Source organism: Klebsiella sp. KTE92 (assembly GCF_000398905.1).
Lineage (GTDB): Bacteria > Pseudomonadota > Gammaproteobacteria > Enterobacterales > Enterobacteriaceae > Klebsiella > Klebsiella variicola.
This window is the reverse complement of the sequence record NZ_KB976100.1, coordinates 2,242,139-2,266,253: the sequence shown is the minus strand read 5'-3', so window position 1 is coordinate 2,266,253 and position 24,115 is coordinate 2,242,139. Positions and strand designations below refer to the sequence as shown.

Genomic DNA, 24,115 nt, shown 5'->3' with positions numbered 1-24,115 from the left:
GGCTCGTGCGTTAATCGTTAAGTCGATTTACCAGACGAAAAGTTATTATCTAAGTACGCGTTCTCATCTCCAGGCGTTATCCCTGATACCACCTTCCTTTGAGCAGTCCCGTTAGTATTTTACTTTTTCTGTAAACAGGCTCTGTCAGATCCCTGTTGGCTCGTTAATAAAGCCCTCCGACTGACGCAATACCCGGCTTACCACTAACAAAAATCAGCCGCGTTAATTTTCCTGAAAACGACCTTTGTCTTTTCAACAGAACATTACCCATACAAGGTTTACATTATGATTGAACATATCCATTTTAGATGCCCATGCTGCCATGGCTCCCAGTACAGAACGTCCCAGTTTGATGTGACGGAAAAAAATCCCTTTGGTGCGAAATGCATTTTCTGCAAATCGGCGATGATGACATTTGATGCTATCCGCCCTCGTCATCTGGGCGCGCAGTCTACTGCGCAGGCACAACAATAAGTATGCGCGGGTAAAGCATGCCTGTTATCCGCCAGGCGGATGACGTCTTTTTCTCAACCGCCGTTTTTGTCGGTTGAATAATTAACAGCGGGATCAGGCAACGCTTTTATCAGGGTGGTAATATTTTTCCCTGCATTCATTTCAACGTCAAAAAAGTCCACCGCACGCAGAATAAGCCGCAAGCCTCTACCGCTTTCCGCTAACGGATCGACATCGAAATGCTCATCACCACGCGCCAGCGCCAGGCGCTCGGCGGGAAAGGTTTCCCCCGCGTCGGTAAAGCGCAGCGTCACCCGTCGGTCCGCGACCCTAAATTCCACACCAAAACGACTTTCCCGATCCTCATGCAGCGCATAGCGAATAATATTCGTTGCCGTTTCACAGGCGGCGAGATCGAGCGCAAAACGCCACTCGTCCGCAACAGGCAGCGAAGCCATTTGCTGGGCAAGCCACTCCGCCAGCGGTGAAAGCGAGGTGAGTTCGGCAGGAAACATCATGTTGCTATTCACGGGCACGTCACTCATTTGGCTGTGCAATTTTGCTGAAATCAACAATCAAATCGGTGCGAGATTCGCCTATCTCCTGGGCGACTGCCGCTTTAAAGGCCACCGCGACGGAAGCATCCAGCCGACGCACCGCCGGCGTCAGGATCGTCACCGAGGCCTGCCGTTCGGTTTCAATTTTCATCACTGTCCCCTGTACGTTCAATAATCAAGAGTGAAACATCATCGGCCATCGCCTGGGTCTCCTGCGCGTCGCCATTGCGCCAGTGGATCAAGTGCCGGGCAAACCGCGGCAGCAGCGCGGGCAGCGGCTGCGTCACACTGTCCTGCAGCCACGCTTGTAAACGCGCTTCGCCAAACTGTTCACCGCTCCGGTTTTCACATTCGGTGATACCGTCGCTGAACAGGCAAAGCCGCTCTCCTGGCGCCAGCGAGAAACTGACATCTGCCCATGAGAGATGGTTTATCAACCCCACCGGCGCCCCACCGCTACCGGCCGAGCGCACACTTCCATCAACGGTGACGATAAACGGCGTGGGATGCCCGGCCTGACACAGTTTCCCCTCACCGGTTGTGAGGTCGATGACGCCATAGATGAGGGTGAAATAGCTGACAATCTCTGCCTCGTCGCTACAAAAACGACCATTCAGGATCTGCACTACCTCGGCAGGTGATGCCGGCTGGTTATCAGCAGAGAAAAGAAAACGCTCAACCGCCCTGCCATGCAGAAACTGGCGGGCGACGGCAAGCGACATCATCGCCGCCCCCACGCCGTGCCCGGAGACATCCACACAGTAAAATCCGAGATGCTCCCCCAGCGGGAAAACATTAAAAATATCCCCCGATACCCAGGCCGACGGCAGGAAAATCCAGTCGGAGAAAAAACCCTGATAGCACAGCTGATGAGCCGGGAGAACCGACTGCTGAATGCGCGCCGCCAGCTCCAGATCCTGTTCAATCTGCCGCAGCGCTTCACTTAGCCGCGTATTGCGCGCGGCGAGGTCGGCTTCAAGGGAGAGGATCCGCGCCCCGGCGTGCAGCCGCGCCCGCAGTTCGCTCTGCTCCACCGGTTTGCTGAGAAAATCATCGGCCCCTGCCGCAAACCCTTGCGTTAAATCGCCAGGATCTTCGCGAGCGGTAAGCAATATCAGATAAACGTAGTGACCAAACTGGCGACGGCGAACTTCCCGGCACAGCGTCAGGCCATTCATCTCCGGCATTTCCCAGTCGCTAATCACCAGGCTGACGGGCTGGTTTTCGAGGATCGCCAGCGCGGCGACGCCGTTTTCCGCCTCACTGACGATATAGCCCCACTGCGTCAACATCCGGCTTAGCAACCGACGATAAACCAGCGAATCTTCAACAATCAGGACGTGCTGTGCCGACATCGCGCCTCCTAAATCGGCAGGAACCAGATAAGGCTGATCATTCCTTCACGAAACTTGCCGCTGTACGCTATCAGTTTAGTCAGTAGCGGGTTGGCTTGCTCATCAGCAATGGGGTTGTCAACCAGGCTATACTCCAACCTGACGGCAACGCCAATCGACTTTAGCGACAAACAGGCGATAAATGGCTGGTCAGCAAAAGTATCGTGTGGCTGATGCTGGATAAAGACGGGTGAGCGGCGGCCCGCTTTTCCGCAGAATGGCAACGAGGAAATCCTGTAAGGGGAAAACTCATGCATGGCCAGCGCGTGTCGCCTGCGGATCCTAACCCGCCCGGCCGCTGCCGGGCGAACGGGTCATGAGGAACGCACCATGAAGTTTTATCGCGATCTTTTTGAAGCCAGCCTGAATCGCGTCGTACCGGAGCACGATAAAAAGCGCTTTTTTCAGGCCTTCTACAGCACCTTTATCCATATGTCGCCCGAGACGGAGCAGCACTTCTCACGACGCCCGGGCGAGGAAGGCCAGCAGATGATCTTTAAGAGCTTTTTCGCCATGCTGGCGGTCAACGGCGACCTCTTTGTACCCGATTTTCTGGAACGGCTGGCGCGAGCGCAGAGCGAGGAAGGCCTGCGTCTGCCACCGCGGTTTTTTGCCCTGTGGCGAGAAGCCATGCTCAAAACCGTCCGCGCCAGCGATCCACTGTGCGATGAAGAGATCCTCACTGCATGGGCAATGGCGATCGCCCCTGGTCTTGAGTATCTACGCCGCCAGGCGGAGCTCCACTATCAGACCGCAGGTCACTGATCATGCGCGCCGCTAACCGTGTCGACCTCAACGTCCTGCCCTCAGCGGTGATGATCTACGATGAGCGCGAACGACTGCAGGCCTGGAATGATAAGGTGGCGCTGTTTTATCCCGCGATCGCGCCCTGGCTCGCCGTCGGCGCTCCCCTTGAGAGCCTGGCGGAGAAGTTCATCGATGCAGGGTATAACATCGACCCTGGTCGGCAACAGACGCTACGCGAGACGATTATCCGCAACTGCCGCCAGACGAACCACTGCGAGGTCCGCCAGTCGGGCAACCGCCGGATTTACGTTCAGCATCAGCGGCTGGCGGATGGTGGAATTGTCAGTCTGCATACCGACATCACTGAGCTTGACGAGGCCCGACGCGCACGTCACCAGCTTCACGACGATTTTTTATTCACTGCGGAGTCGATCCAGATCGGTATCTGGGACTGGCAGGTCTCCCACGACAACCTGCAGGTGAATGACACCCTGCTGGCGATGGTCGGCCAGTCGCGGGCACAGTGGCGCTATCCGCTGCGTTTTATGCTCAATCTGGTCCACGAGGACGATCGCGCTACCCTGCAACAGGCGATGATTGCCTCGCAAAACGAGCATATGCCGGTTTTTGAATGTGAACTTCGTGTCCAGCACCCAACGCAGGGCTGGCGCTGGATGCTGCTCTCCGGGCAGATCGTCACCCTCAATATGCAGCAGCAGGCAGAGCGGGTGATCGGGACGTTGCAGGATATTACCCGGCGCAAAGCCGCAGAGCTGCTGGCCATTGAGGCGGCGAAGGAGGCCCGCGAGGCGAACGAAGCGAAAAGCGCCTTCCTCGCCAATATGAGCCACGAAATCCGCACCCCGATGAACGGCATTCTCGGTATGACGCAGCTCTGCCTCGATACGCCGCTGACCGCGGAGCAGCGGGAGTACCTTTCGCTGGTGATGAGCTCAGCCCAGTCGCTGCTGCACATTATTAACGACATTCTTGATTTCTCACGCATTGAGTCGGGCAAGATGCAGGTGGACGAAGAGCCGCTGGAGATCCGCCCCTTTATCCAGTCGCTGATCCGCCCGCATATGCCTGCCGCCAGCGAAAAGGGCATTGAGCTGCTGGTGGACATCTCACCTGCGGTACCGGAGGTGCTGATCGTCGATGGCCCCCGGCTGCGGCAAATCCTGACTAACCTGTTGGGTAATGCGCTGAAGTTCACACATCAGGGGGAGGTTCTGCTGGCGATAGCGCCGGCCGACGACGAAAGCCGCTGGCGCTTTCGCATTCGCGATACCGGGATCGGCATCGCCCCGGAGAAGCAAAAGGCGATCTTCGAGGCCTTCAGCCAGGCCGATAGCTCTACCACCCGCCGCTACGGCGGCACCGGGCTGGGGTTAACCATTTCGGCCCGCCTGGTCAGCCTGATGGGCGGCGAGCTGACGGTGGACAGCCAGCCCGGGGCGGGCAGCGAATTTGCCTTCACCCTGCCGCTGGAAGGCCTGCACGCCGCCGTCTCCGGTAGCGCCCCGCCGGGACGCTTCAACCACCAGCGGGTGCTGGTGGTTGACGACAACAGCACCAACCTGCGCCTGCTCGACACCATGCTTCGCCAGATGGGACTGATACCGACCTGCGTGGACAACGCCAGCGAGGCGTTACGTCGGGCCGCCGAAGGGCCGCCCTGGCCGCTGATCCTGCTGGATGCACAGATGCCGGATATGGACGGCGTATCCCTGGCGCTGGAGCTCTCCGCCCTGCCTGAAGCCCGGCAAAGCCAGATTATTATGCTCAGCTCCATGAGCCGCCATTTCGACGCCAATATGCTCAAGCGCATCGGCATTGCCCACTATCTGCATAAACCGGTGGCGCAGCGCGAACTGCATCAGGTTATCGCCGGGATTCTGGTCCCCACGCCAGTAGCGACAACAGCGCCAGCCCCCGTTGCGGTGCCGATCAAGGCCCAGGCCGGGCTGCATATCCTGCTGGCCGAAGATAACCTGGTGAATCAAAAGGTCGCCAGACGACTGCTGGAACAGCTTGGCCACCGCTGCGAAGTGGTGAATAACGGCCGGGAGGCGCTGGAGCGCTGTCGCGCCGCCTGCTGGGATCTCCTGCTGATCGACCTGCAAATGCCGGAGATGGACGGTGAAACCGCCATCCGCCTGCTGCGCGAAGAGACGCTGGCGCGGGGCCGGGAGCACCAGCCCGCGATGGCCATGACCGCCCACGCCATGCAGGGCGATAGAGAGCGCTGTCTGGCGATGGGCTTCGACGACTATATCGCCAAACCGGTGAGTCAGGAGGCGCTACGGGAAGCCATCGCCCGCGTCGGCGCTGCGGAAGATAGCGGTTTGGAGGAAGAGAAAGGCCTGCCGGACGAGGCCCACCTGCTAAAACAGTGCGCAGACGATCCTGAGCTGGTCGAGGAGTTGCTGGGATTCTTCGCTGAAGGGCTTGACGCCGCAACGGCGGCCCTTACCCACGCCATTGACGCCAATGACCGGGAGACGCTGCGCCGTACCGCCCATAAGCTGCGCGGCGAGGCGGTCACCCTCGGCTTTCAACGCCTTGCCGGGGTGCTCCAGCAGCTGGAGAGCCAGGCGACGTCGCCCGACCAAACCGTGTCTGACGCTCTGCGCGACGCGCTGGCTGAGGCGATCACAGGCTGCCACTTGTGGCTGCGGCGCAGAGCGCAGGCGGCTTCACGCTAAGCTCCTCTCAGTCGTGGATTTTCACCCCCAGACAGCCGCAAACAAATTCAGGGTTAAAGTGTTTCACCGCTTCGCCAACGTAACCTAAATCCAGGGCGCCGATCTGCGCCATTTCGCTCGTGGTGAGCGAGAAATCCCAGATGGCAAAGTTCTCTTCAATACGCTCCTGGCGGGTGGATTTAGGGATCACCGTGACGCCACGCTGCACGTTCCAGCGCAGGATGACCTGTGCAATGGTTTTTTGATGGGCATCGGCAATCCCCTGCAGCATCGCCTCTTGATACGGATTATGTCTGCCACCGCCTAACGGCGCCCACGCTTCCGGCTGAACGTGATAATGCTTCATGGTTTCCAGCGCCGCAGGCTGCGCGAAATAAGGATGCAGTTCAACCTGGTTCACCATCGGCCTGATTCTGACAGTTTCGCAGAAGTTAGCTAACACATGGGGGTAGAAATTGGAGACGCCGATCGCTTTCAGCTTCCCGGCTTCATACGCGTCTTCCAGCGCGCGCCAGGAGCTGAAATAATCGCCCATCGCCTGATGCAACAGATAGAGATCGAAATATTCCAGCCCGGATTTTTTTAAGGACGCGGCAATCCCGGCTTTCGCCATCCCGGTGTTGGCCATGTCCTGGACCCACAGTTTGGAGGTTATAAACAGCGCCTCACGGGTACACAGACCTTCGGCGATGGCTTCGCGAACGGCCTCCCCCACCGCATCTTCATTATCGTAGACGGCAGCGGTATCGATAAGGCGGTAGCCGGTACGAATGGCGTTCAGCACTGACTGCTTACACTCTGCTTTATCGGTCACCTTAAAAACGCCAAAACCCAGCATCGGCATTTTAAGGTTGTTACTTAATACAGAATATTCCACGGTGAAGCTCCCCTCTTGTTAAAACATCATGGTAAGACAAGAACGCGGTCACGATTAGCCTGTCATTCCTGATTTGACTTATGCATTCAATTCATTAATCGCAGTGCGCTGAGATGATCTGATTTTGACAGAGAGCCGAAAAGTCCCCCCTGCCGCGCCCAGCAATAACAGACCGCTCAGTGCAAACGTGCTGTGCCATCCCAGACTATCAAACACCAGGCCGCCTGCCGTTGACCCGAGGGCAATCGATAGCTGGATCACAGCAACCATAAGACCACCGCCCGCCTCCGCATCTTCGGGCAGCGTCCGCGCAATCCATGTCCACCAGCCGGTGGGCGCCGCCGTCGCCAGCAGGCCCCACAGGCTTAACAGTACGGTGACAGCACCGGTATGGTGCCCGGCCAGCAAAAGCGCTCCGACAATCGCAGCCATAATCAAAGGGATAGCCACCAGCGTCAGATAAAACCGGGCGTGCAGAACGGTCGAAATGAGCAGCGTGCCGACAAAACCAGCGACGCCAATCGCCAGTAATATCAGGGGCAGACCAGAAGAACTGACCCGGGTCACCGTCTCCAGAAACGGTCGCACATAGGTAAATAAGGTAAACTGCCCCATAAAGAACAGCCCGCAGGCCAGCAATCCAAGGGATACCGTCGAGCGGCGGAACAGACGCAGCACGGTTCCCTGCCGCTGTGGTGCGCGCTGGCTTTTCATCGACGGCAGGCTAACGCATTGCCAGATGAAGGCTACCATCGCCAGCGGAACAAGACATAAAAAGGCACCGCGCCAGCCGACGGTGGCCCCCAGGTAGCTGCCCAGCGGCGCTGCCACAACGGTGGCCAGCGCGTTACCGCCGTTAAAGATGGCCAGTGCGCGGGGGACCTGGCGTTGCGGCACCAGCCGAATGGCCGTTGCCGCCGACATCGACCAGAAGCCGCCGATGACGATCCCGATGAGCGCTCTGCCCAGCATATAAACCGGGAAACTGGACGCCAGGGCAATCATCAATCCTGAGGCCGCCATCAACGCCGTGAGCCCCAGCAACAGCCATTTACGGTCCAGCGACCCGGTAAGACGGGAAATCGTCAGGCTGGTCAATACCGCCAGCGCGCTAGAAAGCGCGATCCCCTGGCCTGCTAATCCCTCGGTAATGTGTAAATCACCCGCGATGGGTGTCAACAGACTGACCGGCATAAACTCTGAGGCAATGAGCACAAATACGCAGAGCGTCATCGCCAGGACGCCGCTCCAGTATGCGCGGGTGTTATGTAATCCAGACATTATTTATCTCCGACAAAACAAAGCCGCCTGCAGGCGGCTTTGGGGATGTCTCCGGCACAGGAGAGCTATTGCAGGTTGGTTTTGAAAAATTGAGTGAATGTAGCAAAGGGAATTTTGCCCGCGACGTTGTCATAGAGATCGACGTGGTTTGCGCCAGGGACAATCACCAGCGCTTTCTCTTTACTGCCGATCGCCTTAAAGGCATCTTCGGCAAAATAGCGTGAATGGGCTTGTTCGCCGGTCACAATAAGCGTCGGAATAGTCACTTCGCTGGCGTAACTCAGCAGCGGCATATTCATAAACGACAGCGGCATCGTCGCATTCCAAGCCCCGGTTGAATTAACCGAACGCGCATGGAAACCTCGCGGCATACGGTAATAATCGAAGAACTCTTTCAGGACCGGATTGGGGTTGGCGGGCAAGGTTTCCGGCAAAATACGATCGGCAGCGCTGACGTTGCCTTTATCATCAACATATATGTCATGCCCACCGGGGGCGGAAGTGCCGTTTGCCGCATCCTTCCAGCGCTGCGCGTTCAAGTACTGCAGTACCGCTCGGCGGTCGGCTGTCGTGTAGCGGTCTTTGCCATCGCCTACCCCATGCCCCATCGCGCGGCTCATGTCATACATGACGCTGGTCGCCACCGCTTTGACGCGGGTGTCCATCGCCGCGTCGTTTAGGGCCATACCGCCCCAGCCGCAAATGCCGAGCAAACCGATACGGTTGCGATCCACCTCTTTTTGCAGGCCCAGAAAGTCCACCGCGGCACTGAAATCCTCGGTATTGATATCCGGTGAGGCCACGTTGCGTGGGTAGCCACCGCTTTCGCCCGTATAGGATGGGTCAAACGCCAGGGTGACAAACCCCTGTTCGGCCAGCGTCTGGGCATACAGGCCGCTGGACTGCTCTTTTACCGCGCCGAAGGGACCGCTCACGGCAATAGCTGCCAGTTTGCGTTCACCGCGATCCTTCGGCAGGTAGAGATCGCCAACTAAGGTTATCCCGTAGCGGTTCTGGAAGGTCACCTTACGGTGATCCACTTTCAAACTCTCAGCAAACGTTTTATCCCATTTTTCAATCAGTGAAACAGGCGCATTCGGGTTAATTGTCTCAGCAGAGCTCATCGTTGTGACTCCAGTTAATGAGGCGCAAAGCAGCATGGCGGGTATCGCGGCTGTCAGTTTTTTGGTGAAAACCGTCATCAAAATTCCCCTAAATAAACGTGATCAATGCAAGTCTCCAGTAGACAACGCTGCTGTGCTTTGTTGTCGTGCGCTTAGTGTAGCCAGCAATAATGGTTCTTATTAGGGGGTGAAAAATGCTAAGATTAATACCATATTGTTCTAAATGGCATGCGGGTGACGAGGCGGGAGAATGGCGAAACGGGAAAACTATAATGACCTTTATCTGTTTATGCAGGTGGTGCGGGAAGGCAGTTTTACCGCCGCAGCGCAACGACTTGGCCTGGCGCAGTCCGGGGTAAGCCGTGCGGTTCGCGAACTCGAAGAGCGGCTGGGCGTTCAGCTTCTGGTGCGCACCACCCGCCGGTTGTCGCTCACTCAGGCGGGTGAGCAGCTCTATCACAATGTCGAATCCGGTTTCGACGCCTTAGATATGGGACTCGCCACGCTGGCCCACTATCGTCAAACGCCCTCCGGTACGGTACGCATCAATGCCAGCCAGCATGCCATTGATAAAGTCCTGCTGCCGAAGCTGGCAGTATTTAAACACCGCTATCCCGATATCAGACTGGAACTGATCAGCGAAAGCCGGTTTGTCGATATTATTGCGGAGCGATTCGATGCGGGCGTGCGTCTGGGCCCGGAAGTCGGGAGTGGTATGATTGCGGTACGCATTTCGCCCGATATGGAGATGGCTGTTGTCGGTACCCCGGAACATTTTCGCCGCTACGGCTTTCCACAAACGCCCGCCGATTTAGTCGCCCACCCCTGCATCGCTTATCAGTTCGGCGACGGCAGCCTTTACGCCTGGGAACTTAATGTGGATGGCAAAAAAATCACCCACCCGCCTCAGGGACAGTGGGCTTTCGCCGATAGCTATATGGAGGCCAAAGCGGCAAGGCTCGGTCTGGGGCTGGCCTATGTCCCGGAAGAGCTGATTACCGACGATCTAGCCCAGGGCACACTTATCCGGGTGCTCCAGCGTTATAGCCAGCGTCTGGAAGGTTCATTTCTCTATTACCCGCACCGCAATGTGTCGCCCGCGCTGAGAGCGGTCATTGATACATTGCGAATGTAGCTGAGGTTGCCTGCAGGCAGCAGACCACCGGTAGCGGTTGGTGGAGGGGTCTGAACTCAGAGCTTTCGCTTAATTCCGAACCATGCAAATTGTTAGGCGAGGCGGAAATGATCTGGTATCAGTATCAATTTTGCGACTTACCTATGTGATCATAAAGTTATAATACAGCACCGCTTCGTAACGAGTTAAAAAAACGCATATTTCCCTGCTACGCAAACCCTTTTTCTTCGCCTACCCACGCCTGTTGTTGAAATACCTCCAAAACGCTTAAGCATTCCTTTCCACCTCAGGGCTGCTACGCTAACTCTCAGTCAATGGCGAAGGAGGCGTAATGAAAGTCCTCAATATCCTGGTCCGTCGATGCGTGCTGATTACCCGCTTTGAAGAGACCGTTTCGTTTTATGAAAACCTTATCGCGCAGAAGGCAAGGTTGCGTTTCGACTATCCCGAATACGATCTCAAACTGGCGCAGGTGGGTTCAGTGCTTTTAATCGGCGGAACCGAGCAAAGCCTGGCGCCTTTTCGCGCCACCGAGGCCACTTTCCTGGTCAACGACATTACCGCCTGGGAGAAACATCTGCCTTCCACCGGAGCAACGATTATCAATCCGGTGAGTGCCGTGCCCACCGGCTGGAACATGCTGGTTCGGCATCCGGATGGCATGATTGCCGAATACGTTGAGCATCATGACAAAAACCCAGCAGATGAGATCTTCTGATGCTTCGCTTTCAGAGGGTTGGACCTGGTATCAGTCGGCCATACTGCCAGAAAAGTGCGCTTTCTGCTGTAGCCAGAGAGGGAGAGAGGGAGAAACTGGCGCTGCAAGCCGCAGCGCCACAGTTATCCTCTTACCCGGGCAGCATCACAAACTGACACTGTTCAACCAGTTGAGCAGACTTGCCACTGAGTATTGCGTCGGTGCGCGCGATATCGGCTGCCCCGATGTTATCAACAGCAGCGTCGGCAGGCCGCGTACGCCGAGGTCGCTGGCCAGTTCCTGATGCAGGTCGGCATCCAGATAGCGCGTTTCAAACTGAGCAATCCGCTGGCTGAGTTTTTCATGGGCCAGTAGCTGCCAGAGTTTACGGCAGTGCACACAGCGCTCCGCGCCAACGAACAGCAGCACGGGTCGTTCACCCTCCAGTTCACTCGCCGCGCTTATCGGCCGGAATGCGCTTTCCGCAACGCGGAACAGCTTCGGACTGCGGCGCAGCGTATCGTTATCGGTTGCGACGCACAGCGCATCGGCGCTTTTACTGTACGGCTGTACGCCCGCCACGCGCACCACGCTCTGCGCCGGGCCCGCCGCCGCCGCGCCCGGCTGACGCAGAGTGCGGACATCAACTGCCGCAATCGGCGTCTCCTGCGGTTGCGCAAGCTGCGGGATCCACGCGTAAGGAATGCGGTAGGCGCGGTAAACCATATTATTATTCAGCGTCTTGCCCCAGAACGGCGAAATGTATTCCCAGACAATGTCGTGATCGCGGGTCACTTCAAAAATGCGGCCGTTCGAACCTTCGTTAATCAACGTATTGCCATTTTCCAGGCGCTGCATATTGCTGATATACGGACTGTAGAAGCGGTATGAATCAGTCGGTTGCGGCAGGTCCGCTTCATAAGGCGAGTAGCGCCACTCAATATCGAGGGTCAGCGGGTTGATCTCAAGGATCCGAGAATAATCGCGCCAGGCGTTTTTCACCCCATCCGCCGATGCCGGGTTAGGCGCACCGTATCCGGCCCAACCGCCGTTGTCGAAAATCAGGATATTGCCCGCGCCCGGCAGCCCCTGCGGGATCATATGCGCATGATGCTGGCCGATGATCCAGCCGATGTGCTTCAGCTCCGGTTTGCTGTAATCCGGGCCGAGCTGCCAGACAATTTTGCCGCTCTGCTTATCGATAATGGCGATAATGTTGGATTCGCGGGCGTCCCAGATAATATTGTCGGGATGAAAGCGCACATCGCCGGCGTCATACCATTTATTCGGCCCCAGCGCCGACATCGAGTTGATATGCATCCAGTCGCCCATTCCGCCGCCGCTGGCGCGCATATTCGGGTTATTGTACAGCGCGGTGCGCGCCGCATCGTCGAAGCCCAGCTCATGAAAATGGTCGCTGCAGCGCCACTCCCAGACCACATTGCCCTGCCAGTCGACTTCAATAATGGTGTCGTCCAGCAGCAGCTTGTCGGAGATCGCTTCATTCACCAGATTGGTGTGGGCGAGGATCAGGGTATTGCCGCCATCGACCTGCGGCTCCAGCCCCGGCGCGTAGTAGCCGACGGGGTTACCCGCTCGCTGATAGTCGTGATGAGCGCGCGCCATCCAACGCGTTTCATTGCCGGGGTCGCTGACCTGTTCGTAGTGGTCGAATTTCCAGGTCACGTTGCCCTCCCAGTCCACCTGGATCAGATCGAGCATATCCTGCATGCCATAGCGCGGGTCGCGCTCGCCGCTGTGGCCAAGGATGGCGCCGCCGGGCAGAATTTTGTTGGGAAACCCATGCAGTTCAGGCCATTCCCGCACCACGTGACCATTCATATCCACCAGTACCGCGCCGTGTTCGGTGGCCTGGAAAAGGGTGTAGCCGCTCCAGGCGCGCTGCGGATCATAAAGGGTGGCGCCGGTCGGGTAAACGGAAGGATGTCCCATATGTTGCTCCTTAAATAATAAAATCAGACAGAAGTAATCAGGTTGCGAATGTGGCGGCAGGCGGCGGTAAACGAGTCATCATCACGCTGGCGCGGATGAGGCAGCGCCAGGTTCACGATTTCTCGTATCCGCCCCGGACGCGGGGAGAGCACGACGACGCGATCGGCCAGGGCGACGGCCTCTTCAACATCGTGCGTCACCAGTAACGTGGTGGTTCCCGCGCTTTGGTGGATCTGTAAAAGTTCCTGCTGCAGGGTGTGACGCGTCAGGGCATCCAGCGCGCCGAAAGGCTCATCGAGCATCAGGATCTGCGGGCGGGCCACCAGACCGCGGGCAATAGCCACCCGCTGGGCCATGCCGCCGGAAAGCTGCGCGGGCAGCGCGCTGGCGAACTCGCTGAGCTGCACGCGCGCCAGCATCTCCAGTGCCCGCTGGCGCTTCGTCGCCCGGGTGAGCTTTTCATCTGCCAGGCCGAGCATCACGTTGTCGAGCACGTTAAGCCACGGGAACAGGCGCGGCTCCTGAAACACAATGCCGCGCTCTTTGCCCACGCCGGTGACCGGCTCGCCGTTAATACAAATATCCCCCTGGGTGGCAGACTCAAGGCCCACCAGCATCCGTAGCAGCGTCGATTTACCGCAGCCGCTGCTGCCCACCAGCGCGACCAGTTCACCGGCGGCGATATCCAGGTTGAAATTCTGTAGCGCCGTCACCTGTTGCCAGGATTTACGCACGTGGCGAAAAGAGACCAGAGTTGAAGAGGTCATAACTGCTCCTGTTGACGCCAGCGGGTGGCGCGCATTTCCAGTAAACGTCCGGCTTTATCCAGCGCCGCGCCGGTGATACCGACCAGCACCATGCCGCAGAGAATAGTGGGCATATCCAGCAGCTGCTGGGCATTGATCATCAGGCTGCCGATCCCGACGCCGGAGGACATGAAATATTCCGCGCCGATATTGCCAAGCCAGGCGTAAATCAGCGCCAGCCGCAGACCGGCAAAGATCCCCGGCGCGGCACCGGGAAGAATGACCCGGCGCAGGCGTGCGAATTCGCCCAGCCGCAGCACCCTGGCGACTTCATCGAGTTGCGGGTTTCGCTGAAGCACCGCCTGCAGAGTGCTGAAGAACATAGGAAAGAACGACGCCAGCGCGATAAAGACGATTTTGCCGCCGTTATCGTTACCCACCCATGCCGTCAGCAGCGGCAGCCAGGCAAACAGAGCAATATGGCGCAGCACGTTAAGCGTGGGGGTAAAAATTTGTCCGGCGCGTGGGCGCAGCGCCAGCAGCAGTCCGCAGAGCAAACCGCCGGCAATCCCCAGCGCGCCGCCGACAACCGCTCTCCCCAGACTGGCCAGCATCGCGGCGCTCAGCTCTCCGCTCAGGATCCCCTGAACAAAACGTGCCGCCACCGCCAGCGGCGAAGAGAATAATCCGCTATCAATCCAGCCCCACTGGCTGGCCAGCTGCCACAGCGCCAGCAGGACTATCGGCAGCGGTAACGCCCGCCAGCTGGCCTGCGGTTTCCACGCCAGGCGTCCGGCGGCTGGCTGCGGCCAGAACACCAGTCGGGAACAGGCCCGATTCGCCGCCCACTCCATCAGCATGCCGCTCAGGCCAACCACCGCGATGGTGACAAAGACGATATCCAGTTGAAAAAGCTGGCGGCCCCAGACCATCAGGTAGCCAATACCTTCGGAAGAAGCCAACAGCTCGACAACGATAAGCGATACCCAGGCCTGCGAAAGCGCCAGACGCAGACCGGTAAACCAGCCCGGCAGGCTTGCCGGGATCACCAGCCAGCGCAGCCGCTGCCAGCGGGAGAAGTTCATCACCCTGCTGGCTTCGCTCAGGGTCTGCGGCACGCTGGCTACCGCCTGCTGAGTGTTGATGGTCATCGGCACCACAGTGGTTTTCACGATAACCGCCAGCTTGAGGCCGTTATCAATCCCGAACAGCACCATCAATAGCGGGATCCAACCGAGCGTCGGAATTTGCGCCAGCGCGTAGAACAGCGGTTCCACCCGCTGCGCGGCCGCTGGCACCAGGCCAAACAGCGCCCCGAGCAGCGTGCCGGCGATGGCGCCCAGCAGCAGGCCAAGCGCCAGATGCTGGAGACTAAATCCCCACTGCGCCAGCAGATCGCCGCTCAGCAGCGACAATGCGGTATCGGCAACCACCGACGGGGCGGGCAAAATTTGCGCGGGCATCCATCCCTCGCGGGCGGCGATGTACCACAGCAACAACAGTAGCGCTGGCAGCAGCCACGGCCAGCCGTTAAGCCGGAAACCCGGCCTGCCAGGGGCATCGGTTCTTAAGATCATCTGCGACATATCGGTCCACTCATCGGAAAGTGATGCCGCTATGAAAACGTGACTCACGCTGCCCCGCTATTGCGTAAGGTGAATAATCCCGATGCATCGAATGCATTTCAGCCTGGCGGGCACGCGGCGTCTGATTTAGCTTTTTTTCACCCATGCTTGGCGAATAAAAGCATTTAACACACGGCCCGCCGGCTCTTTAGGGTGAGAAAAAAACTCAAGGGAGCAATACGTTATGATGAAAGCATTTTTTAGCCGCACCTTGCTGGCATTGGTCGCGGTCATCGGTCTGGCGGCAAACGCCCAGGCCGAGACGCTACGAACCATTCGCATCGGCGTGCCGGATCAGAGCGCCGGCAGTCAACCTTTTATTGAGGGGCCGGTCGGCATGGCGTTTATCCGCCATCAGCTGGAAGAGGTGTTTAAACCGCAGGGTGTGGAAGTGCAGTGGCAGTTTTTCAAGGGGGCAGGCCCGGCGGTGAATGAAGCGTTAGCCAACCGACAGCTTGATTTTGTTTACCTCGGCGATCTGGCGGCGATTATCGGTAAGGCCAATGGTCTGCCGACACGCCTGCTTCTGGGCAGCCGCGGCTCGGAATCCTGGCTCGCGGTAACCAAAGCCTCGGGTATTAAAACGCTGGCCGACCTGAAAGGCAAACGGGTGGCGGTCTATCGCGGTACGGCGGACCAGCTGGCCTTTGACCGGGCGCTGCAAACCGCCGGCCTCAATGAGCGCAGTTTGCAGGTCATCAACCTTGACTGGAACGCGGGTAAAGCGGCGCTGGCGGCCGGTCGCGTCGATGCGGTATGGGGAGGCGTCTCCCTGCTGGCGCTACGCGGCGACAAAATTGATGTGGTGGTTAAAAGCGGCGATTCAGGCCGCCAGAACACCACTCAGGCGGGGTTCCTCGGCACGCAGACGTTTATCGAGACCTGGCCGCAGGCGACTCAGCAGATCGTTAATGTGCTGGTGAAGAATGCCGCTGAAATCAGCGATCCGGCTAATCGAGACGCCTGGTCTGCCGAGATGGCGCAGCAAAGCCAGATCCCCAAGGCGTTATTTCTGGAAGCGCTGCAGCCACAGGATCTGAACTTTACCACCTCACCGCGTATTGACCCGTTCCTGACCGACAGCTTCAGCAGTAGCGTCGAGCAGGCTAAATCGGGTCGTCTGATCCGCAGCGCTTTTGACGTTAAGCAGTGGGTGGACGGCCAGTTTGTCGAGCAGGCGCTGAAAACGCAGCAACTGGAAAACCGCTGGCCACCGTACGATGCCAAAGGTGAGGCGAAAAACGCCGGTTAATCCCTCTCCTCCTGCGCCAGCAGCTGAAGCTGATGCTGACGGTCGGTATGGAGGATAATCTCAATCAGCCTCTCAACCAGCGGCGGCTGAATCGCGTGAACCGGGGAGATAATGGCAAACCGGGTCTGCATTAGCCGCCACTCATCTGGCAGATCGCTAAGTTCCAGTTTCACCAGCCGATGGCTGTGCTGGCACAACGCGAAGCCGTCCTCGCTGGCGAAGCTTATCGCGTGGGTTTGCGCCAGAGTGGAAAGCAGCGCGTAAATATGGTCGCACTGGATCGCGGGCGTAAAGTCCTGTTGCTGGCTGAGGGTCGCCAGTACCTTGCGTACCCCCGGCGGCAAATAGGGGGCGGCAAAAGGGTAGCGCAACATCTCCTGAATCGAGATCGTCCCCTGTTTTGCCAGCGGATGTTCGGCATGGCAGACAAAGAAACAGCGTTGTGGGCTAAGCGGCTGCACGCGTAACTGCGGGTCAAGCTCGGCCTGCCAGCTATCGGCGACCACAAAAGGATAGTGCTGGGAGGTAAGCGCCTGATGCAGAGCAAGCCAGTTATCAATGTGAAAACGCACCCTCGCCTGCGGCAAAAGACGATGAAACTCTCCGATGGCCGCCGGAATCAGCCTCGCGCCGGGAGCCGGGCCGCAGCCAAAAGCGACCTCGCCATTTTGCGCATCGTCCGCCTCACGCAGCTGGCTACTAAGCTCAATATTGAGTTCCTGAAAACGGCGCGCATAAGGCAGCAGCTTTTGCCCGTGCAGCGTGAGCGTCGGTAGCTTGCTCTGGCGGTCGAATAAAGGATGACCGACACTCTGCTCCAGCGCCTGAATGCTGCGGCTAAACGCCGATTGCGACAGGCAAACCGCCTCCGCCGCACGATTAAAACTGCCGTACTCCACTAGCGCTACAAAATTGCGTAACTGGCGAAAATCCAGATGCATCGATCCGCTCCCTTCCCTCTACTATTCAACAAAAGTACTGGAAGGCGGCCTGGCGGTAAACCACAGACACCACTCCCGGTGGGTTAGCGCACCGTGACTGGGGTGAAAGTTCGCGTTGCAGAATAGTGATGAACCTGCATGAGCGGCCAGCCACAGAGCCTCACGCTGATCTCACGTTTCAGCCATTAATTCCGTCATCACTTTCGCAAACACTTCGCCCGGCTGCGACAGGGTGCTGTGTCCATCCGTCACCGCGACGACAGAAACCGGCAATGCATGACGGAACGGCCGCACCGCCAGACCGCTGGTGTCGACGCCCTGTAGAGAAAAACTGTCAACAATAGTCATACTGTTGTTGCCGTGTCTGACAAGATTAATCGCCATGCTGTAGCGGTTGGTTTCTACCGCCGCCACCTGGCGCTGGCGGAACGCCGGCACCTCTTCGGCAATCATGGCAACCAGCCGCGCGTCGGTCGTGATATACACCAGGTCGCGCGTCGGGATATCCTGCCAATGGATTTCCGTCTGCTGCGCCAGCGGATGCTGCTCGGGCAGCACACACACCATTTCGCCCCGGCAGATGGCCAACGGGTTCTCCTCTGGTTCGTAGCCGGGTTTCACCAGAAAACCGAGATCGTAACGCCCTTCTTCAACCGCCGTCTCAATTTCATTGTTGAGACACATATCCGCCACCACACCATAATCCGGAAAGCTCTGCCGAAAACGCGCCACCGCCAGCGGCAATATATTCAGCGCCAGCGCAGGCGTGGCACAGACCCGCAACTGACCAACGCGATACTGGCGGATGTGATCAACAAAACGCTCAAAACGAAGCCGGTCCTGATGCACGCGCAGCGCCTCTTTATACAGCGCTCTGGCTTCCGCGGTTGGCTGCATCTTCCCTTGATAGCGCTCAAACAGGCTGAACCCCATCTGCTGCTCGATAAGCGCCAGGCTTTTACTCACCGAAGGCTGCGACATGGCCAGCTGCGCCGCTGCCGCTGTCACTGAACCTAGCTGAACGATACTGATAAAGACCTCGAGTTGCTTGGGTGTCATTGCCATTTTCCTGATAACGATATGCTGATTATGCATTTAAAAAATATGCACTCAGGGTTATAGAATCCATAATTATATTCACAAGAGGGCATAAAATGAAATTTTTCACGTCACGCTTCATGTCGATATTGTTGCTTATACCGGGGATGTTCTTAGCCCAGTCTCCTGCTCAGGCCGGGGAAGAAATCAATACGATTCTGCCAGACCATGTGATCCGCGTCGGTGCGGTCAACGCACCGCCGTGGTATCAGAAAGATCTGCTGACCAACCAGTGGACCGGGCTGGTTCCGGATGTTGTGCAGGCGATATTTAAAAACACCGATATCAAGATTGAATACGTTGATACGCAATGGGGCACCGCCGTCGCGGGTTTACAGTCCAACCGCTTCGATATTTTAGGTGGTTTTAATAATACGCCAGAAAGGGCCAAAGCCGTCGACTTTACCCGCCCTATGGGCTCGCACCAGATGGGCGTCCTGACTCTGGAAAAAGAGACGCAGAAATATCAGCGCTGGGACACCATCAACACTTCGCAGACCAGGCTCAGCGCGATTGATGGCTCGGCAGCCGTCACGCTGCTGCAGCCTCAACTGGACAAAGCCCAGTGGATTATCGTTCCCGATAGCGACAACATGCAGCTCCAGATGGAGAGCGGCCGCGCGGATGCCATCGTCACTAACGATATCCAGATGGCGCAATATATTCAAAAGCGTCATCAGGGCACGATGATTATCCCACAGCCGGTCAAAGAACAGGCAACCAATATGGGCCTGCGTAAAGAACGACCGGAATTACAGGCGTGGCTGAATGGACGGCTCGAACAGCTGGATAAAGACGGCACGCTGAAAAAAATATGGCAGAAATATACTCACCCAGCGAAATAACTCTGATGAACCCACAATCATTATTACCGTTACTGAAAATTGAAGCGCTTAGCAAATCATTTTCAGGTAATAAAATTATAGATGATGTTTCCTTCGCGGTTCGTCCCTCGGAGGTGATTGGCATCATTGGCCGCAGCGGCGCGGGTAAATCCACCCTGCTGCGTTGCCTGAACATGCTTGAAGTCCCGGATAGTGGGCATATTTGGCTGGGTGAGGAAGAAATAGGCTTTCACGGCGCGCAGAGAAAACAGGTCACACAGCGCACATTAGCGCGCCAGCGTGCCTCAATGACAATGGTATTCCAGCACTTTAATCTGTGGCCACACCGCAGTGTATTGCAGAATATTATTGAAGGTCCGGTACAGGTCCTGGGCTTGCCGCGTAAAAAAGCCATCGAAAAAGCCATGGCGCTGCTCACGCGTATGGGCCTGCAAGAAAAAGCCGGAGACTTCCCGGTTCAACTTTCAGGCGGTCAGCAGCAGCGGGTATCTATCGCCCGCGCCCTGGCCATGGCGCCGCAAGTGATCCTGTTTGACGAACCGACTTCCGCACTCGATCCGGAATCTGTCGGGGAGGTGTTGTCCGTTATTTCCGAACTGGCGGCCAGCGGCACCACCATGCTGGTGGTTACCCATGAAATGCGTTTTGCCCTGCAGGTATGTAGTCGGCTGCTGTTGATGGATAATGGCAAACTGGTGGAAGAAGCATCCCCTCAGGAGATCTGGTCACGGCCGCCCGATGCCCCTATCCGACGCTTTATGACGCTGTCCGGCGTAACGGCAGAGGAGCTGCGCTAATGTCATATCACTGGGATTTCTCAATACTGTGGCAATATCACGCGGTTATGCTGGAAGGGATATTGACCACCTTTAAAATTGTGCTGGCCTCAGTCACGTTAAGCATTCTTGGCGGAGCGCTGCTGGCCCCGTTGCGCGGCGCGTCCAGGGCGGTCATCCGCTTACCCACCCAGGGGTTGATTGAGATTGTGCGTTCAATCCCCCCTCTGGTGCTGATTGTCTGGGCCTACTACTGTCTGCCCATTTTGTTCGGCCTGACCCTCTCCTCGTATCTGACCTGTGTCCTCGCCATCTCGTTATATGGCAGCGTATTTTTCGCTGAAATATTTCGTTCTGGTATGCAATCGGTCGATCATGGTCTGGTCGAAGCGGGCCTGTCGGTGGGGATGTCACCGCTGAAAGTATTAGTTCGCATTACCGCGCCGGTAGCCTTTTTGCGAATTTTACCGGCGTTTGTCAGCCAGTGCGTGATGTCGGTTAAGAATTCCGTGCTGGCGAGTTATATCGCAACGGGTGAGATCCTCTATCAAGGGCAACGGCTGAGTACCGCCACCTTCCGCCCTCTGGAGACACTGACTTTTGTGGCGCTGTTTTTCGTCGCCACCATTCTTCCGCTGTCACTGCTGGCAAGCTATGCCGAGCGCCGGATCCGCAGCCGCTACTTCAAACGTTGAGTAACCATGACTATTTCCGCAACACGCCAGCTGGTCAATTTTGCCAGTACCTTATCTGCGCCAGCTATCCCGGCTCCCGTTCGGCGCAAAATTCGACTGCATTTACTGGATGCTCTCGCCTGCGGTTGGGCGGCCAGTGGCCACCGGGTCAGCGAACCGATGATACGCGCCTCCCGGCTATTTGGTGGAAACGGTCACTGTAGCGTCTTCGGTGAGTCCGGTTTCAGCCCATTGGCGGCCGCGTTCGCGAACGCGGCCATGATAAACGGCCTGGATCACGATGACGGTGTGGAGATCGACGGCAAAGGGCTCGGCCATCCGGGGGCCACACTGGTTGCCGCCGCGATGGTTGCGCTTGACCTCAATCCTGAGCCGGTAGCTCAGGACGTGCTGATTACCACCCTGGCGGCCGGTTTCGAGGTGAATAACCGGCTCATCCACGCCATCCAGCCTTCGGCAGAACGCTTCAGCCAGGTCTACGGCGTGGCGCAGCATCAATCCATCGGCGCAGCCGTGGTGGCCGGTCGGTTGTTGGGGTTAAACCCTGAGCAATTACATCACGCGGTGGGCCTGGCCGCCGCGTTAACACCGCTCCCCAGTCTGCACCAGTATAACTGGCGACAACGGCCGCTGTTGTCGCTCAAAGATGCCGTGGCGCCCGCCGCGCAAGCCGCCGTGCAGGCGGTGATAATGGCGCAGCAAGGCCTCAGCGGCAGCCTTGATGTACTCGATGGCGAACAGGGTTTCTGGCGGATGATTGGCTCCGACCAGTTCGCGCCAGACAGGTTGACCGATGAGCTCGGCAGGCACTGGTACGCTGGCTACGGTAGCTTTAAGCGATATCCCGCCTGCCGCTGGCTGGCCTGCGCGCTGGAATGCATGGAGGGCATCATGCAGCAGACCGGCTGGTCTGTTGCGGATCTCCGCACCATTGAGGTACAAAGCTTCCCCCGCCTGGTCAATGATATGATGGATTATCGGCCGCAAACGGTGACCGACGCGCAGTTCAGCCTGCCGTGGACGCTGGCAGCGATCGCCGCTGGCCTGGCGCCGGGTGCCGACTGGTATACTGAAGACAATATGCAAAACCCAGCCTTGCTGGCGCTGGCGGATAAAGTCACGGCCACTGTCACACCTGAATTTACACAACGAATGAACGGTCCGGCACGCCAGCCTGGCGCGCGCGTTGTGGTCACAAACTCACGTGGCGAATGTGCAGTGCAGGAACGCTACAAACCCCTGGGCAGCGCCGAGCGGCCGCTTAGCGATGGGGAAATTATTGCCAAAGCGCGGCGAAATTTGCCCGGACATAAGATAAAGGTTAACGAACTGCTTACGAGCGTGATGGAGGAGGAAACGGCTCGGTATTACTCCTCTTCGGCAGACCTGATGGGCTTTTCGCTACCGGCGTAGCAAGGGTTGCCTGACATTGTCAGGCAACCACGACCGGTTAGTGCTTCACGATATACATGGTACGACTGTAGGCCACATCTTCCGGGTTGGTGATCGGGTAGCCTTTCAGCCACGGCTTAATCAGCCGGCCGTTAGTGTACTGGTAGATCGGCGCAATCGGCGCTTTGACCATAATGATCTTCTCCGCCGCGTTGTAATCGTCGTTACGCGCTTTGGCCGAATTCTCCACCGCCGCCTGGGCGAGGATTTTATCGTACGCCGGATCGTTAAAGCGGGAGATATTTCCGCTGTGGGTGGAGGTCAGTAGCGACAGGAAGGTGGACGGCTCGTTGTAATCCCCCACCCACGAGGCGCGGATCACGTCGAAATTGCCGGTGTTACGGCTGTCGATATAGGTTTTCCACTCCTGGTTCTGCAGTTTCACCTCCACGCCGAGGTTTTTCTTCCACATCGACGCCACCGCGATGGCAATCTTCTGGTGATTCTCGGAGGTGTTATACAGCAGCGTCAGCTTCAGCGGACGATTCGGGCCATAGCCGGCGGCAGCCAGCAGGGCTTTCGCCTGGGCATTAAGTTCGGCCTGACTCATACTCTCAAACTGCGACGGCTGGGGGGTGAAGCCCGCCGTCACGTCCGGCGTGAAACGCCAGGCCGGTTTTTCCCCGGTTCCCAGTACTTTCTCCGCCATCACCCGGCGATCGATGGTCATGCTCAGCGCCAGTCGCACCCGCTCGTCCGCCGTCGGGCCCTTTTGGGTATTGAAAGCGTAATAGTAGGTACCCAGCTGCGGCGGGGTATATACCTGCCCCGGAATATCCTTCAGTAGCTTCTGATACATATTTTTCGGGAAAGATTCGGTGATATCGATATCGCCAGCGAGATAGCGCTTGGTGGCGGCGGACTCCTGGTTGATCGGCACAAAGGTGACCTGCTGGATCACCGTTTTGGCGTTATCCCAGTAGTGCGTGTTCGGCACCACCACCAGCTTTTCATTGACCACGCGATCTTTCAGAACATAGGCGCCGTTGCCCACCAGGCTGCCGGGCCGCGTCCAGTTCGCGCCGCTGTCGACATTCGCCTTCTGTACCGGGTAGAAGGCAAAGCTGGCGGTCAGGTTGCTGAACCACGGCAGTGGTTTATCCAGCTGCACCCGCAGAGTGTGGGCATCGACGGCGGTAACCCCCAGGGTCTCCGGCGCGGCTTTGCCGTCGATAATGTTCTGCGCGTTGGCGATCCCCGCCAGCGCCGCGAACCAGGCGAACGGCGAAGTGGTTTTCGGATCCACCAGACGCTGCCAGCTATAGACGAAATCCGCGGCGGTAACCGGCGTGCCGTCGGACCAGCGCGCGTCATCGCGCAGGGTAAAGGTCCAGACACGGTTATCGTTGCTCTGCCAGCGGGTCGCCACGCCTGGAACCAGGTTGCCTTTCGCATCCTGATTGACTAAACCTTCAAACAGATCGCGGATCACCTGGATTTCCGGCAGGCCCACCGCTTTGGCGGGATCTAACGAGGCGGGTTCATCTTTGATATGGCGTACTAACAGCTGTTTTTCCGCCAGTACCGTGCCCGGCGGTACGTCCGCCGCCCAGGCTAAAGAAGATACGCTGGCTAACCACAGCGCGCCGCATGTCAAAGCGACAGGATACTTCATAAGATCCCCTTTAAAATGAAAAAAATACCGCCAACAGAGCGATAATTATTTGTTTCATCACCTGAAATTGCAAACGACATATGATAGAAAATTGATGTGTCGTCGGATTTCACGCCTCAGGGAATGGGTTTGATCCCGACACGC

General features: G+C 57.7%; 23 protein-coding genes and 1 pseudogene. 10 read left to right on the top strand and 14 right to left on the bottom strand.

Annotation, left to right across the window (positions count from 1 at the left end; all coding sequences use genetic code 11):
- The first annotated feature begins 285 nt into the window (after positions 1-285).
- Complete coding sequence (locus A1WC_RS26145) at positions 286-474, top strand: hypothetical protein (protein ID WP_008805199.1); 189 nt, start codon at positions 286-288, stop codon at positions 472-474.
- Positions 475-527: 53 nt separating this feature from the next.
- On the opposite strand, the gene A1WC_RS14665 is transcribed toward A1WC_RS26145, so the two are convergent.
- The 4 genes and pseudogenes from A1WC_RS14665 to A1WC_RS14680 all read right to left on the bottom strand — a co-directional run bounded on the left by A1WC_RS14665 (position 528) and on the right by A1WC_RS14680 (position 2,628).
- On the bottom strand, positions 528-998 hold the full coding sequence (locus A1WC_RS14665) for an ATP-binding protein (protein ID WP_016160860.1): 471 nt from the start codon (positions 996-998) through the stop codon (positions 528-530).
- Between the two features lie 10 nt (positions 999-1,008).
- Positions 1,009-1,161, bottom strand: a pseudogene (locus A1WC_RS14670) (anti-sigma factor antagonist); the annotation flags it as partial.
- Positions 1,151-2,365, bottom strand: coding sequence for a PP2C family protein-serine/threonine phosphatase (locus tag A1WC_RS14675; RefSeq protein WP_008805202.1), 1,215 nt, complete (start codon positions 2,363-2,365; stop codon positions 1,151-1,153). The pseudogene A1WC_RS14670 and the gene A1WC_RS14675, both read right to left, overlap by 11 nt.
- Positions 2,366-2,373: 8 nt before the next feature.
- Positions 2,374-2,628, bottom strand: a complete 255-nt coding sequence (locus tag A1WC_RS14680; protein WP_016160858.1) for a hypothetical protein — start codon at positions 2,626-2,628, stop codon at positions 2,374-2,376.
- 106 nt (positions 2,629-2,734) lie between these two features.
- Between A1WC_RS14680 and A1WC_RS14685 the strand changes: the two genes are divergently transcribed.
- Both A1WC_RS14685 and A1WC_RS14690 read left to right on the top strand, forming a co-directional pair.
- Positions 2,735-3,169 carry a globin gene (locus A1WC_RS14685; RefSeq protein ID WP_012968418.1) on the top strand — a complete coding sequence of 145 codons (435 nt, stop codon included), beginning with the start codon at positions 2,735-2,737 and terminating at the stop codon, positions 3,167-3,169.
- 2 nt (positions 3,170-3,171) lie between these two features.
- Positions 3,172-5,859, top strand: a complete 2,688-nt coding sequence (locus A1WC_RS14690; RefSeq protein WP_016160857.1) for a hybrid sensor histidine kinase/response regulator — start codon at positions 3,172-3,174, stop codon at positions 5,857-5,859.
- Between the two features lie 7 nt (positions 5,860-5,866).
- Here the strand turns inward: A1WC_RS14690 and A1WC_RS14695 are convergent, their stop codons facing one another.
- The 3 genes from A1WC_RS14695 to A1WC_RS14705 form a co-directional block, all read right to left on the bottom strand.
- Positions 5,867-6,736, bottom strand: coding sequence for an aldo/keto reductase (locus A1WC_RS14695; protein ID WP_016160856.1), 870 nt, complete (start codon positions 6,734-6,736; stop codon positions 5,867-5,869).
- 78 nt (positions 6,737-6,814) lie between these two features.
- A complete protein-coding gene (locus A1WC_RS14700; RefSeq protein ID WP_016160855.1) occupies positions 6,815-8,017 on the bottom strand; it encodes an MFS transporter in 1,203 nt (400 codons plus the stop codon).
- Positions 8,018-8,082: 65 nt separating this feature from the next.
- On the bottom strand, positions 8,083-9,219 hold the full coding sequence (locus A1WC_RS14705) for an alpha/beta hydrolase (protein ID WP_032691172.1): 1,137 nt from the start codon (positions 9,217-9,219) through the stop codon (positions 8,083-8,085).
- A gap of 172 nt (positions 9,220-9,391) precedes the next feature.
- On the opposite strand from A1WC_RS14705, the gene A1WC_RS14710 reads away from it, so the two are divergent.
- Together A1WC_RS14710 and A1WC_RS14715 are read left to right on the top strand one after the other, a co-directional pair.
- Complete coding sequence (locus A1WC_RS14710; RefSeq protein WP_008805214.1) at positions 9,392-10,276, top strand: LysR family transcriptional regulator; 885 nt, start codon at positions 9,392-9,394, stop codon at positions 10,274-10,276.
- Positions 10,277-10,607: 331 nt separating this feature from the next.
- On the top strand, positions 10,608-10,994 hold the full coding sequence (locus A1WC_RS14715; protein ID WP_016160853.1) for a VOC family protein: 387 nt from the start codon (positions 10,608-10,610) through the stop codon (positions 10,992-10,994).
- 144 nt (positions 10,995-11,138) lie between these two features.
- On the opposite strand, the gene A1WC_RS14720 is transcribed toward A1WC_RS14715, so the two are convergent.
- From A1WC_RS14720 to A1WC_RS14730, 3 genes are read right to left on the bottom strand one after another with little or no spacing between them, the layout of a single operon-like run.
- Positions 11,139-12,926, bottom strand: a complete 1,788-nt coding sequence (locus tag A1WC_RS14720) for an aryl-sulfate sulfotransferase (protein ID WP_016160852.1) — start codon at positions 12,924-12,926, stop codon at positions 11,139-11,141.
- A gap of 23 nt (positions 12,927-12,949) precedes the next feature.
- Entirely contained in the window at positions 12,950-13,693 is a 744-nt protein-coding gene (locus A1WC_RS14725; RefSeq protein WP_008805217.1) for an ABC transporter ATP-binding protein, read from the bottom strand.
- Positions 13,690-15,258, bottom strand: coding sequence for an ABC transporter permease (locus tag A1WC_RS14730; protein ID WP_012968426.1), 1,569 nt, complete (start codon positions 15,256-15,258; stop codon positions 13,690-13,692). Before A1WC_RS14730 ends, A1WC_RS14725 begins: the two co-directional genes overlap by 4 nt.
- A 223-nt stretch (positions 15,259-15,481) precedes the next feature.
- Here A1WC_RS14730 and A1WC_RS14735 point away from each other — a divergent pair, with 223 nt between their 5' ends.
- Complete coding sequence (locus tag A1WC_RS14735) at positions 15,482-16,549, top strand: ABC transporter substrate-binding protein (RefSeq protein ID WP_012542008.1); 1,068 nt, start codon at positions 15,482-15,484, stop codon at positions 16,547-16,549.
- Here the strand turns inward: A1WC_RS14735 and A1WC_RS14740 are convergent.
- Together A1WC_RS14740 and A1WC_RS14745 are read right to left on the bottom strand one after the other, a co-directional pair.
- Positions 16,546-17,490 carry a LysR family transcriptional regulator gene (locus tag A1WC_RS14740; RefSeq protein WP_008805220.1) on the bottom strand — a complete coding sequence of 315 codons (945 nt, stop codon included), beginning with the start codon at positions 17,488-17,490 and terminating at the stop codon, positions 16,546-16,548. The two genes, A1WC_RS14735 and A1WC_RS14740, sit on opposite strands and share 4 nt — an antisense overlap.
- A gap of 171 nt (positions 17,491-17,661) precedes the next feature.
- Positions 17,662-18,549: a LysR family transcriptional regulator gene (locus A1WC_RS14745; protein WP_016160851.1), complete on the bottom strand. Its 888-nt coding sequence runs from the start codon at positions 18,547-18,549 to the stop codon at positions 17,662-17,664.
- A gap of 95 nt (positions 18,550-18,644) precedes the next feature.
- On the opposite strand from A1WC_RS14745, the gene A1WC_RS14750 reads away from it, so the two are divergent.
- From A1WC_RS14750 to A1WC_RS14765, 4 genes are read left to right on the top strand one after another with little or no spacing between them, the layout of a single operon-like run.
- Entirely contained in the window at positions 18,645-19,433 is a 789-nt protein-coding gene (locus tag A1WC_RS14750) for a substrate-binding periplasmic protein (protein WP_016160850.1), read from the top strand.
- 5 nt (positions 19,434-19,438) lie between these two features.
- A complete protein-coding gene (locus A1WC_RS14755; RefSeq protein ID WP_008805223.1) occupies positions 19,439-20,230 on the top strand; it encodes an amino acid ABC transporter ATP-binding protein in 792 nt (263 codons plus the stop codon).
- Complete coding sequence (locus tag A1WC_RS14760) at positions 20,230-20,904, top strand: amino acid ABC transporter permease (protein ID WP_016160849.1); 675 nt, start codon at positions 20,230-20,232, stop codon at positions 20,902-20,904. The genes A1WC_RS14755 and A1WC_RS14760 overlap by 1 nt, the downstream gene beginning before the upstream one ends.
- 6 nt (positions 20,905-20,910) lie before the next feature.
- Positions 20,911-22,317 (top strand): MmgE/PrpD family protein, encoded by a 1,407-nt coding sequence (locus tag A1WC_RS14765; RefSeq protein ID WP_016160848.1) that lies wholly within the window; start codon positions 20,911-20,913, stop codon positions 22,315-22,317.
- Positions 22,318-22,354: 37 nt separating this feature from the next.
- On the opposite strand, the gene A1WC_RS14770 is transcribed toward A1WC_RS14765, so the two are convergent.
- Both A1WC_RS14770 and A1WC_RS27900 read right to left on the bottom strand, forming a co-directional pair.
- Positions 22,355-23,971: a peptide ABC transporter substrate-binding protein gene (locus tag A1WC_RS14770; RefSeq protein ID WP_008805226.1), complete on the bottom strand. Its 1,617-nt coding sequence runs from the start codon at positions 23,969-23,971 to the stop codon at positions 22,355-22,357.
- Positions 23,968-24,084: a hypothetical protein gene (locus tag A1WC_RS27900; RefSeq protein ID WP_012542015.1), complete on the bottom strand. Its 117-nt coding sequence runs from the start codon at positions 24,082-24,084 to the stop codon at positions 23,968-23,970. The genes A1WC_RS14770 and A1WC_RS27900 overlap by 4 nt, the downstream gene beginning before the upstream one ends.
- Between the last annotated feature and the right edge of the window lie 31 nt (positions 24,085-24,115).